The 10,391-nt window shown below is 69.6% G+C and carries 12 protein-coding genes; 3 read left to right on the forward strand and 9 right to left on the reverse strand.

Features of this window, described 5'->3' with window-relative positions:
- Positions 1-11 precede the first annotated feature (11 nt).
- Complete coding sequence (locus ASF18_RS07500; RefSeq protein ID WP_056350532.1) at positions 12-239, forward strand: DUF1674 domain-containing protein; 228 nt, start codon at positions 12-14, stop codon at positions 237-239.
- A 176-nt stretch (positions 240-415) separates the two neighbouring features.
- On the forward strand, positions 416-724 hold the full coding sequence (locus ASF18_RS07505; RefSeq protein WP_056350534.1) for a cupin domain-containing protein: 309 nt from the start codon (positions 416-418) through the stop codon (positions 722-724).
- Positions 725-841: 117 nt separating this feature from the next.
- Here the strand turns inward: ASF18_RS07505 and ASF18_RS07510 are convergent, their stop codons facing one another.
- From ASF18_RS07510 to ASF18_RS07520, 3 genes are all read right to left on the reverse strand, one after another.
- On the reverse strand, positions 842-1,372 hold the full coding sequence (locus ASF18_RS07510) for a L,D-transpeptidase (protein ID WP_056350536.1): 531 nt from the start codon (positions 1,370-1,372) through the stop codon (positions 842-844).
- Positions 1,373-1,567: 195 nt separating this feature from the next.
- On the reverse strand, positions 1,568-2,200 hold the full coding sequence (gene bluB, locus ASF18_RS07515; protein WP_244472608.1) for a 5,6-dimethylbenzimidazole synthase: 633 nt from the start codon (positions 2,198-2,200) through the stop codon (positions 1,568-1,570).
- Positions 2,201-2,437: 237 nt separating this feature from the next.
- Positions 2,438-2,710 carry a hypothetical protein gene (locus tag ASF18_RS07520; RefSeq protein ID WP_056350538.1) on the reverse strand — a complete coding sequence of 91 codons (273 nt, stop codon included), beginning with the start codon at positions 2,708-2,710 and terminating at the stop codon, positions 2,438-2,440.
- 425 nt (positions 2,711-3,135) lie between these two features.
- Here ASF18_RS07520 and ASF18_RS07525 point away from each other — a divergent pair, with 425 nt between their 5' ends.
- Entirely contained in the window at positions 3,136-3,510 is a 375-nt protein-coding gene (locus ASF18_RS07525; protein WP_056216782.1) for a DUF2794 domain-containing protein, read from the forward strand.
- A gap of 104 nt (positions 3,511-3,614) precedes the next feature.
- Here the strand turns inward: ASF18_RS07525 and ASF18_RS07530 are convergent, their stop codons facing one another.
- The 6 genes from ASF18_RS07530 to rpmI form a co-directional block, all read right to left on the reverse strand.
- Positions 3,615-4,382 (reverse strand): Bax inhibitor-1/YccA family protein, encoded by a 768-nt coding sequence (locus ASF18_RS07530; protein ID WP_056216778.1) that lies wholly within the window; start codon positions 4,380-4,382, stop codon positions 3,615-3,617.
- Positions 4,383-4,711: 329 nt separating this feature from the next.
- The gene (locus ASF18_RS07535; RefSeq protein ID WP_056350540.1) at positions 4,712-5,554 is read right to left on the reverse strand and encodes a DUF1186 domain-containing protein; all 843 of its coding nucleotides are present in this window, start codon (positions 5,552-5,554) and stop codon (positions 4,712-4,714) included.
- Between the two features lie 15 nt (positions 5,555-5,569).
- Positions 5,570-7,993, reverse strand: coding sequence for a phenylalanine--tRNA ligase subunit beta (pheT, locus tag ASF18_RS07540; RefSeq protein ID WP_056350542.1), 2,424 nt, complete (start codon positions 7,991-7,993; stop codon positions 5,570-5,572).
- A 106-nt stretch (positions 7,994-8,099) separates the two neighbouring features.
- Positions 8,100-9,182 (reverse strand): phenylalanine--tRNA ligase subunit alpha, encoded by a 1,083-nt coding sequence (gene pheS, locus ASF18_RS07545; protein WP_056350543.1) that lies wholly within the window; start codon positions 9,180-9,182, stop codon positions 8,100-8,102.
- A gap of 229 nt (positions 9,183-9,411) precedes the next feature.
- Complete coding sequence (rplT, locus tag ASF18_RS07550) at positions 9,412-9,783, reverse strand: 50S ribosomal protein L20 (RefSeq protein ID WP_055955353.1); 372 nt, start codon at positions 9,781-9,783, stop codon at positions 9,412-9,414.
- Positions 9,784-9,831: 48 nt separating this feature from the next.
- Positions 9,832-10,035, reverse strand: a complete 204-nt coding sequence (rpmI, locus tag ASF18_RS07555) for a 50S ribosomal protein L35 (protein WP_018044555.1) — start codon at positions 10,033-10,035, stop codon at positions 9,832-9,834.
- Between the last annotated feature and the right edge of the window lie 356 nt (positions 10,036-10,391).

Genomic DNA, 10,391 nt, shown 5'->3' on the forward strand with positions numbered 1-10,391 from the left:
AGATGCAAGCCATGACCAGCCCGGAACCGACGGAAAACGCTGCGGATGAGGCTCCGGTCAAGGGCCGGGCTCTGACGCCGGAGGCGGCGCGGGCGCTGGCGGAGGCGGCGGAGCGGCGGGCGGCGATCGATGCCCATGCCGCCGCGATCGCGGCGAAGCGGGAGCGACAGGGCCGGGGCGGCCTGGAGCCGGTGCGCTACGACGACTGGGAGATCAAGGGCATCGCCGTCGATTTCTAGACTCTGTCGGGTTCATCCCGAACCTGACGGACCCGCGAGGTCCTTCTCGTCGTTCGTCGTTCCGGGATCACCGGTTTCCACTGATCCCTGACAAACTCCGAGGGCGTTTCGTCGCCGGAACGGCGGCGATCCCCTCCCGTTGTTCCGGCCACGGACACACGCCAAGGAGCACGACGATGGCGATCAAGGTTTCGAGCAAGACTGCGGGCGCGGGTCCGCACGGCGAGGTCGCCCTGGCCCGCGGGCAGGTGGTCGCGATGCGGATGTGGCGCGACGAAGCGCCCAGCGCCGACAAGCCCATGGCCAAGCGCCCCTACGAGACGGTCGGCTACGTGATCGCCGGCCGGGCGGAGCTGATCGTCGAGGGCGAGACGGTGCTCCTCGAGCCCGGCGATTCCTGGCTGGTGCCGGAGGGCGCCGAGCACACCTACCATATCCTCGAGGCCTTCACGGCCGTCGAAGCGACGGCGCCGCCGGCGCGCTAACAACCCCATGGAAGACCCGCGCGGTCGTGTCGAGGTCGCGCGGGTATCCGGTCCGAGAGCCCTGTCTTGCCGTTTGTCTTTTCGGGAGAACCGGTTTCCCCGGATTCCCGATGAACGCTAGCGGGTGACGTAGACCTGCGTGCCCACCGAGACGCGTTCGTAGAGGTCGGCGATGTCCTGGTTGTACATCCGGATGCAGCCGTAGGACGCGTAGGTGCCGATCGAGTTCGGCCGATTGGTGCCGTGAATGGCGTACTCGCCGCCGGCCAGGGTCATCGCCGCGACGCCCATCGGGTTGGAGGGCGAGCCGCCGGCGATGACGGCGGGCAGACGGGGGTTGTCGCGCTTGACCTCCCGCGGCGGCGACCAAGCCGGCTCCACGTACTTGCCGTCGATCTGGGTGGCGCCGCTCCACTGCTTGCCGGGCTTGCCGACCGCGACGGGGTAGCGGATCGCGGTGCCGTCGCCGTTGACGAGGTAGAGCCGGCGCTCGGTGGTGCGCACGATGATCGAGCCCGGCATCACGCCGTCGTGGAAGGCCACGACCTCCCGGGCCTGGGCGGGTGCCCCCAGGAGAGACGCCCCGAGGGCAGCGCCAAGGACCGCCGCAGCCCCTGCGCGAGGGTGAACCGTGCCGTGCCGAACCATGACCTGTCTCTCCGAAAGCGTGACCCTTTGCCCGAGCATCAAGCGCGCAGGCAGGTTCTCGTTCCGGTAAAACGAAGCAGAGGAGCGCGGACAATACGCAGGATTCCGGCAGCGCGGTAAAGCACGGCCCGCGAAATCCCAACAAAGCTCGCGCTTCGCCTTCGGACTTCCTTGACTCTGTCAGGTCCCGGAGGGTCAGCGCTCGATCAGGGGCATTCCGGTGCCCAGGCGCTGCTGCCAGCCATGGCGTACGAGTTCCGGGTCCTCGTGTTCCTCCACGGGAAAGCCGACGCAGAGATAGGCGACGAGGCTCCAGGTGCAGGGCACCTCCAGGATCTCGCAGACCGTGCCGGGCTCGAGGATGGAGACCCAGCCCACGCCGAGGCCATGGGCCCGGGCGGCGAGCCAGAAGGTCTGGACGGCGGTAACCACGGAGTAGCGCAGCATCTCCGGCATGGTCGCGCGCCCAAGGCCGTGCCCGGTGGCGGTGGCCTCGTCGCAGAACACCGCGAGATGGACCGGGGCCTCGCGCAGGCCGGCGAGCTTCAGGCGGACATAGGCCTCCCGCTGCTCGGCCGCGTAGGCCTCGGCGGCGGCGGCGTTGCAGCGCTCGAAGCTGGCGAGCACCCGGGCCCGGCGCGCCGGCTCCGCGACCCGCACGAAGCGCCAGGGCTGGCTGTTGCCGACGGACGGACTGAAGCAGGCGAGATCGAGGCAGCCGCGCAGCAGCGCCTCGTCCACCGGATCGGTCCGGAACCGGCGCACGTCGCGGCGCCAGGCGAACAGGGTCGCGAGCGTCTGGCGAAACTCGGCATCGAAGCTGACCACGACCCGTCCCCGGCGGTAAATTCACCCCTTCATAGACGGAGTTTCTCCGCGCGGCAGAGTTTTCGCACAAGTTCTGTCACGCAAGATCTGTCGGGCGAGACCTTCCACACGAGACCTGCCACACGAGACCTGCCACACGAGACCTGCCGCACGAAACCTGCCGGGATCCGACGCTCCGGCCGCCTCCTCGGCACCGGCGCCAGGGCGACGAAGCCGCCGCCGGCCGGCATCCGGCCCTCACGGCGTAGGCTCGTCCGGCCGCTCCCCCGGGCTCACCCACGAGCCCGAGAAGGTCAGGGTCGCGGTGTAGACCGCCGCGCTGTCCGTGTTGCGAACGACGACCTTGAAGGCCTGGGCATCGGCCCCGCGCCGGGGGATCGCGTCCCGCGCGATCTCCGGCAAGGCACGCATCGCTTCGCGGCGGACATGGTCGGCGTCGACGCAATCCTGGCCGATCGGATCCGGGACGAACGCGCGGCCGTCGTGAATGTCGAAATAATAGCGCGCCACTCGGGTGCCTCGCTGTCCTCGCCTCGGCTACTTTGTGGAGAAGTGCCTCGCAGGATCGCGGGTTCTGTCGGGTAGATCACCGAGGGACGGGCCCGCGCCGGCATCCGTTCCGCGGGCGCGGGCCAAAAAAAGGGCCGCGCTCCGAAGAGGCGGCCTGAAGTCCTTGGGTCTCGAAACCTCTGGAGTGCCAGTCCCGCCGAATCGGGCGCCGTCCGAAGAGCTGGGGAGCCGTGGAGATCGGACGCCGCGCCGGAACGGGATCGACGAAGTTTCGGCCACAGGTGTCACTCTCCATCAAGGCCGACGCTGGGCCTCATGGCGGCGAAATCGTGGTGATGTGTGTCCGTGCCGAGCGGGAGCAACCGCCCTTGCCGCGAGGAGAGCCCAGCACCATCATGAGGGATCAATCCGGGACAGGAGTGACGATGAGCGAGAGAACCGGTGCCGATTCGCGATCGCCCGAGGCCGCCGCCCGGGTCATCCCCTTCCCGACCGCGCCGGTGCAGCCCCAGATCGCCTTCGACCGCGCCGAACTGCGCGTTCTCTTCAACCTCTACGGACGGATGGTGTCGCAGGGCGAGTGGCGCGACTACGCCCTCGATTTCCGGCGCGACAAGGCGGTGTTCTCGATCTACCGGCGCAGCTCCGAGATGCCCCTCTACCGGGTCGAAAAGGACCCCAAGCTCGCCCGGCGCCAGGGCGCCTACGCTGTGGTGGCGGCCTCTGGCCTCGTGATGAAGCGCGGCACCGACCTCGCCCGCGTCCTGGCCGTCCTGGAGCCACCGCTGCGGGCGGTGTGATCGCGCCCGCATGGCGACCGGGCCCCGGCACTTAGCCCATGAAAAAGGCCCCGGCGGTGTCCCGCCGGGGCCTTTTCGTCACGCCTCCGAGAGACCGGGTTCGCTCAGCGACGGTCGCCGAGCAGCGAGAGCAGCATCTGGAACATGTTGATGAAGTCCAGGTACAGGGTCAGGGCACCGTTCACCGACAACTTGGCCGCACCCTCGGCATCGGCGCCGCTGTAGAGGAACATCTCCTTGAGCTTCTGCGTGTCGTAGGCGGTGAGGCCCGCGAAGATCAGCACGCCGATCACCGAGATCGCGAACTGAAGCGCCGAAGAGGCGAGGAAGATGTTCACCAGCGAGGCGATGATGAGGCCGATCAGGCCCATGATCAGGAACGAGCCCATGCCCGACAGGCTGCGCTTGGTGCTGTAGCCATAGAGGCTGAGACCGCCGAAGGTCGCCGCCGTGATGAAGAACACCCGCACCACGCTCGCGCCCGTGAAGACGAGCAGGAGCGAGGACATCGAGGCGCCCATCACCGCCGCGAAGGCGAAGAAGGTCAGGCGCGCCGAGGCCGCGGACATCCGTTCCATCCGCATCGAGAAGATGAAGATGAAGGCGAGCGGCGCCAGCATGACGACCCACTTCAGCGGGCTGGTGTAGAGCAGCTGGCCGAACGGCGTCAGGGCGACGCGGCCGGTCGCCGTCTGCGCGACGGCGGCCATGTTGAGGCCGAGCGCCACGAGACCGGAGATCCCGAGGCCGATGACCATGTTGTTGTAGACGCCGAGCATGAAGGTCCGCAGGCCCTGGTCGATCTCGACCTGGCTGCCGGCGTACCCGGTCGGCTGGGCGCCATACCGGAAGGGGCTGTTATCGAATGCCATGGGAGTTTCCCTTGGAAGCTCTCTCAGCGTGTGATTTCGGAATGAGGCTCACGCACAGGACCTCTTGGCGCCAAGCGACGCCTCAGGGCGAAATATGTTCGGTCACGCTGCCCCGCACAAGGGCCGGCCCAGGCTGAAACGCCGGAATCGCACCGGGCTATGCTGGTATTTTGTTCGGTTCGGCAGGGATTAAAAAGGGGCCTGACCATGCGAGCATTGCGCGGGCCCGGGATTAACCAAGGTGGATTTCCGGGTTCCGTTCTTGCACCGGACCGGACCGCGGCGGCGCGCCCGCGTGGTCGCGGCGCCATCCGCTCCGCGAGCCCCCGTCAGGCGACGGCCTTGTCGAGGCAGCATTTCTTGAACTTCTTGCCGCTGCCGCAGGGGCACGGGTCGTTGCGGCCGACGTGCTTCAGGGGATTGCGCACCGGCTGGCGGAAGCCCTCCGCCGTCCAGGCGAGGTCCGCCAGGGGGTCTTCGAGGGGGCCGAAGCGCAGGGGATCGAAGCGGCCGAGGTCGTCGCCCTCCGCCTCCGCCTCGCGCAGGGCCCTGGGGAACCAGGTCGGGTCGCTGTTCGACTCGGTGAGCCGCCCGTCCCGGCGGGCGGCGAGGACGCGTCCCCCCAGGTCGCGCAAGCCCAGGAGGGCGATCGCCTCCTCCCAGCCGGCCCAGGCGAGGTCGCCCTCGACGGCGGCCCGCTTGTCGTCGAAGCGAACCAGGAGGTCGTGGGTCTCCTGGGGCGGGATGCGGCCGGTCTGAGTCAGGTAGGCCAGGGCGGCGAAGGCCTCGTTCCGTACGGCGTCGTCGACGGTGCTGTCGACCAGCAGGGCGCCGAGGGGAGCCGCGTCCCCGTCGAAGACGCTGACGAGGATCCGGGTCAGGGTCGTCGTCACCGCATCGCCGAGGAGGATGTCGAGGGTCTCGCCGTCCAGGGCCAGCAGCCGGATCAGCGGCCGGTAGACCCGGCTGTCCCGGGCCGCGGCGAGGACGTGCAGGCCCCAGAACAGGAGGTCGGCCTCGGCCTCCTCCAGGTCCGGCTCCCGGGCGGCCCGATCGAGGACCGCGAGCACCGCGTCGGCGATGCGATCCGGCTCCGCCAGGGCCGCGCGCATCTCGGGCGCCGGGAGGTACTTAGCGGCCGAGAGGGCGGCGACGAGGTCCGCATCGAGCATGGGTGGTCTCTCCTGTCAGGAGCGAAGGGTCGCCCCGGTCTTGCGCGCGACCTCGGCGACGATCCGGGCGCTGACGGCCTCGATCTCCGCATCGGTGAGGGTTCGGTCCACCGGCTGAAGGCGGACCGCGATCGCCACCGACTTCGCGCCCTCCGGAATGCCGACGCCCTCGTAGAGGTCGAACACGTCGATGCCGGCGATGAGCTTGCGCTCGGCGGCCTGCGCGGCCTTGACCACGTCCCCGGCCGCCACGTCGCGGCCGACCACGAAGGCGAAGTCGCGGGAGATCGGCTGGAAGTCCGACAGGGCCAGCACCGGCTTGACCTTGGTGGGACGGTATTTCGGCAGGGGCACCGCGTCGAGGGTGATCTCGAAGGCGACGAGCTGGCCCTTGAGGTCGAGGGCCTTCATCACGCGGGGATGGACCTCGCCGAAGAACCCGACCGGGTTCTTGGGGCCGAACTGCAGGGTGCCGGAACGGCCGGGATGCAGCCAGTCCGGGCCGCCGGCCACGACCTGCAGGCCGCCGGTGGGAATGCCGAAGGCGGCGAGCAGGGCCAGGGCGTCGGCCTTGGCGTCGAAGGCATCGACGCCGTCGGTGCGTCCGTCCCAGTGCCGGCCCGCGCCCGCCTGGGTGGCGGTGCCGCGGCGGATGGCAGCGGCCCGGATGGTCTGCCCCTCCGGCTGATCGGTGGCGAAGCACTGGCCGACCTCGAACAGGGCGACGTCCGGGCTGCCGCGGTCGGCGTTGCGCTGGGCGGCGCGCAGCAGGCCGGGCACGAGGCTCGGGCGCATGTCGGAGAGATCGGCCGCGATCGGGTTGGCCAGGGCGAGGTCGGCGCCCCCGCCGCCGAACAGGACCGCGTCGTCGTGCGGAATGAACGACCAGGTCACGGCCTCGACGAGGCCGCGGCTGGCCAGCGCCCGCTTGGCGAGGCGCGTGCGCTTCTGCAACACGGTCAGCACCGGCTTGCCCACCGCCGCCTCGATGCGCGGCAGGGGCTTGGGCTCGATGCGGTCGAGGCCGGCGATGCGGATGATCTCCTCGACGAGATCGGCCTTGCCCTCGACGTCCGGCCGCCAGGAGGGGGTGAGCACCTTCACCCGGTCGCCCGAGCCGGCGACGTGGAAGCCGAGGGCCTCCAGCGTGACCTTCATCTCGGCTCGGGAGAGCTCGATCCCGGCGAGACGCCGGGTCTCGGTCCAGGGGAAGTCGATGACGCGCTCGGTCTGGGGCGGCTCGCCCATGATCACGGGCTGGCTCGGGCTGCCGCCGCAGATCTCCAGGACGAGGCGGGTGGCGAGGTCGAGGCCCGGCAGGGTGAAGGCCGGATCGACGCCGCGCTCGAAGCGGTAGCGGGCGTCGGTGATGATTCCGAGGCGGCGGCCGGACTGGGCGATGTTCACCGGGTCCCACAGGGCCGATTCGATGAGCACGTCGGTGGTCCCGTCGTCGCAGCCGGAGGCCTCGCCGCCGATGATGCCGCCGATGGACTCGACGCCCTTGTCGTCGGCGATGACGACGGTGTCGCCGGTCAGCGCGTAGGTCTTGCCGTCGAGGGCCTTCAGGGTCTCGCCGTCGCGGGCGCGGCGGACCACGAGGCCGCCCGCCACCTTTGCGGCGTCGAAGACGTGGAGGGGCCGGCCGCGGTCGAAGGTCAGGTAGTTGGTGATGTCCACGAGCGCGTTGATCGGGCGCAGGCCGAGCGCTCGCAGGCGCGCCTGCATCCAGTCCGGCGAGGGGCCGTTCTTGACGCCGCGCACGAGGCGCAGGGTGAAGTAGGGGCAGAGGCCCGCGTCGGGCGCCGCGAAATCGAGGGTGACGGGCACCGGGCAGGCGCCCTCCCCGCGCACCGGCGGCTGGGGCGGGCGCTTGAGATCGCCGAGGCCGGTCGCCGCGAGGTCGCGGGCGATGCCGTGGATGGCGGTGCAGTCGGGCCGGTTCGGGGTGAGGTTGATCTCCACCACCGGGTCGTCGAGCTTGGCGTAAAGGGCGTAGGGCTGGCCCGTGGGCGCATCCGCGGGCAGGTCGAGGATGCCGCTGGCCTCGTCGCCGAGGCCGAGCTCGGCGCCCGAGCACAGCATGCCGAGGCTCTCGACGCCCCGGATGGTGCCCACCGCCAGGGTCTTGTCGAGGCCGGGCACGTAGGTGCCCGGGGGGGCGAACACCGTCTTCATCCCGGCGCGGGCGTTGGGCGCGCCGCACACCACCTGCACGGGCTGTCCGGTGCCGGCGTCCACCGTGCAGACGCGCAGGCGGTCCGCGTTCGGGTGCGGCTCGGCGGTGAGCACGCGGGCGATCACGAAAGGCTTCAGGCTGGCGGCCTTGTCCTCGATGCCTTCGACCTCGAGCCCGATCCGCGTCAGGGTCTCGGCCACGGTGTCGAGGGACGCCTCGGTGTCGAGGTGATCCTTGAGCCAGGAGAGGGTGAGTTTCATCGCTTGAATCCCCTGGCGTCCGAGGCTCCCAGGTGGGCGGGATGCCGGCGCCGAACAGGAAAGAAAAGGTCTCGTCCGGCCGGGGCCGGCGCGCGAAAGCTGGGGATTAGCCCGTCAGCCCGGCCACCAGGCTCGGGATGTCGAGGGGCCGGAAGCCGTAATGGTCGAGCCAGCGCACGTCCGCCTCGAAGAAGGGGCGCAGGTCCGGCATCCCGTACTTCAGCATCGCGATCCGGTCGATGCCGACGCCGAAGGCGAAGCCCTGGACGCTGTCGGGATCGAGGCCGCAATTGCGCAGCACGTTGGGGTGGACCATGCCGCAGCCGAGGATCTCGAGCCAGTCCGTGCCCTCGCCGAAACGGATCTCGCCGCCCTTGCGCGAGCACTGGATGTCCACCTCCGCGGAGGGCTCGGTGAAGGGGAAGAACGACGGGCGGAAGCGCATCTTCACCGCCTCGACCTCGAAGAAGGTGCGGCAGAACTCCTCCAGCACCCATTTCAGGTTGGCGATGTTGGCCGCCTTATCGATCACCAGCCCCTCGACCTGATGGAACATCGGCGTGTGGGTCTGGTCGGAATCGTGCCGATAGGTCCGGCCCGGGCAGATCACCCGGATCGGCGGCTGCTGCGACCGCATGGTCCGGATCTGCACCGGCGAGGTGTGGGTGCGCAGGACCTTGCGCTGGCCGTTGCGGTCGGGGGCCAGGAAGAAGGTGTCGTGCATCTCTCGCGCCGGGTGGCCGGGCGGGAAGTTGAGGGCGGTGAAGTTGTAGTCGTCGGTCTCGATGTCGGGCCCTTCCGCCACCGAGAAGCCCATGTCGGCGAAGATCGCCGTGATCTCGTCCATGACCTGGCTGATCGGGTGGACGCGGCCGCGCACCTCCGGCGCCTCGCGCACCGGCAGGGTCACGTCGATGCGCTCGGCCGCGAGGCGGGCGGCGAGGGCCGCTTCCGCCAGGGCGTCCCGCCGGGCCGTGAGCGCGCCCTGCACCCGGTCGCGCAGGCCGTTGATGAGGGGGCCGCGCGCCTTGCGCTCGTCGGGGGTCATCGCCCCGAGGGTCTTCAGGAGTTCGGAGACCGACCCCTTCTTGCCGAGCGCCGCGACGCGCACGGCGTCGAGGGCGGCCTCGTCGGCGGCGTCCGCGACCTGACAGAGCAGGTCGCCTTCGAGGGTGTCGAGATCGGTCATCGGTTCCACTCACCGGCTGCGGCGCCGCCCCTCGCGGGACCGGGCGGGCTCGATCGGCATCGGGGCGAGGGTTTTCCCGGTCCCCGGCCGCAACGCAAGCGGCAGGGGGCCGAAAACCCCGGATCGTCGGGCACAAAGACGAAAGGCGCGGCTCCCCGGGGGCGCCGCGCCTTTCGTGAAGAAGAGCGCCCGGCTTGGGCGAGCCGGGCTCGCCTCAGGCGGCCTTAACTCAAGCGGCCTTGGCTGCCGGGAGGGCGGCCTTGGCCAGCTCGACCACGGCGGCGAAGGAGGCGGGCTCGTGGATGGCGAGCTCCGAGAGGGCCTTGCGGTCCACCTCGATGCCGGACTTCGACAGGCCGTTGATGAAGCGCGAATAGGTCAAGCCATGCTCACGGACCGCGGCGTTGAGGCGCTGGATCCAGAGGGCGCGGAACGTGCGCTTCTTGTTCTTCCGATCGCGGTAGGCATACTGCATGCCCTTCTCGACCGCCTGCTTGGCGATCCGGATCGTGTTCTTGCGGCGGCCGTAATAACCACGGGCGGCCTTGAGGACTTTCTTGTGCTTCGCGTGACTGGTCACGCCGCGCTTGACGCGGGCCATGGGAGTTCTCCTGGATTACGAAAAAAGCAGTGTCGGCGTCGTGAAGGCTTACCGGCTGTTGGGCAGGAAGTACTTCTTCACGTTGGCAGCATCGCCCTCGAACAGGGTGGTGGTGCCGCGCAGGTTGCGGATCTGCTTCGTCGTCCGCTTGATCATCCCGTGGCGCTTGCCGGCCTGGGCATACATGACCTTGCCGGTTCCGGTGATCTTGAAGCGCTTCTTCGCGCCCGACTTGGTTTTCAGCTTGGGCATTTGGCTCTCCTGAACGCGCAGCGGCTCCGATCCGGCTGGATCGAAGAAATGCGCTCGGTTGATGCTTCTGATGGAGCAGCACGAACCGCCACGGCAGCCCGATCGGCCGGGCGGTTCAACGCGAGCGGGCTATGACAGAAAAGCGACGCGGTTTCAATGCCGCCTCTCGGGGCTCCATCGCGCGACCGAGGCGGGACCGGAAATTCCCGGCCGAATGCGCTCGGGGATTGCTTGACAGCCCCGGGCGCTGAACCTACACCCCCGACACCGCCGGAAACGGGGCGGGACGTCAAGCGGGCGTAGCTCAGTCGGTTAGAGTGCCGGCCTGTCACGCCGGAGGTCGCGGGTTCGAGTCC

It is taken from the genome of Methylobacterium sp. Leaf89 (assembly GCF_001422215.1).
Classification (GTDB): Bacteria; Pseudomonadota; Alphaproteobacteria; order Rhizobiales; family Beijerinckiaceae; genus Methylobacterium.

What these genes read in the sequence shown, in the direction of transcription:
- ASF18_RS07535 (WP_056350540.1), bottom strand. Translation starts at nt 5,554, where the DNA reads ATGCTCGATGCGGACCTCGTCGCCGCCCTCTCGGCCGCTAAGTACCTC.
- rpmI (WP_018044555.1), bottom strand. Translation starts at nt 10,035, where the DNA reads ATGCCCAAGCTGAAAACCAAGTCGGGCGCGAAGAAGCGCTTCAAGATC.
- rplT (WP_055955353.1), bottom strand. Translation starts at nt 9,783, where the DNA reads ATGGCCCGCGTCAAGCGCGGCGTGACCAGTCACGCGAAGCACAAGAAA.
- ASF18_RS07525 (WP_056216782.1), top strand. Translation starts at nt 3,136, where the DNA reads ATGAGCGAGAGAACCGGTGCCGATTCGCGATCGCCCGAGGCCGCCGCC.
- pheS (WP_056350543.1), bottom strand. Translation starts at nt 9,182, where the DNA reads ATGACCGATCTCGACACCCTCGAAGGCGACCTGCTCTGTCAGGTCGCG.
- ASF18_RS07530 (WP_056216778.1), bottom strand. Translation starts at nt 4,382, where the DNA reads ATGGCATTCGATAACAGCCCCTTCCGGTATGGCGCCCAGCCGACCGGG.
- ASF18_RS07500 (WP_056350532.1), top strand. Translation starts at nt 12, where the DNA reads ATGACCAGCCCGGAACCGACGGAAAACGCTGCGGATGAGGCTCCGGTC.
- pheT (WP_056350542.1), bottom strand. Translation starts at nt 7,993, where the DNA reads ATGAAACTCACCCTCTCCTGGCTCAAGGATCACCTCGACACCGAGGCG.
- ASF18_RS07505 (WP_056350534.1), top strand. Translation starts at nt 416, where the DNA reads ATGGCGATCAAGGTTTCGAGCAAGACTGCGGGCGCGGGTCCGCACGGC.
- ASF18_RS07510 (WP_056350536.1), bottom strand. Translation starts at nt 1,372, where the DNA reads ATGGTTCGGCACGGCACGGTTCACCCTCGCGCAGGGGCTGCGGCGGTC.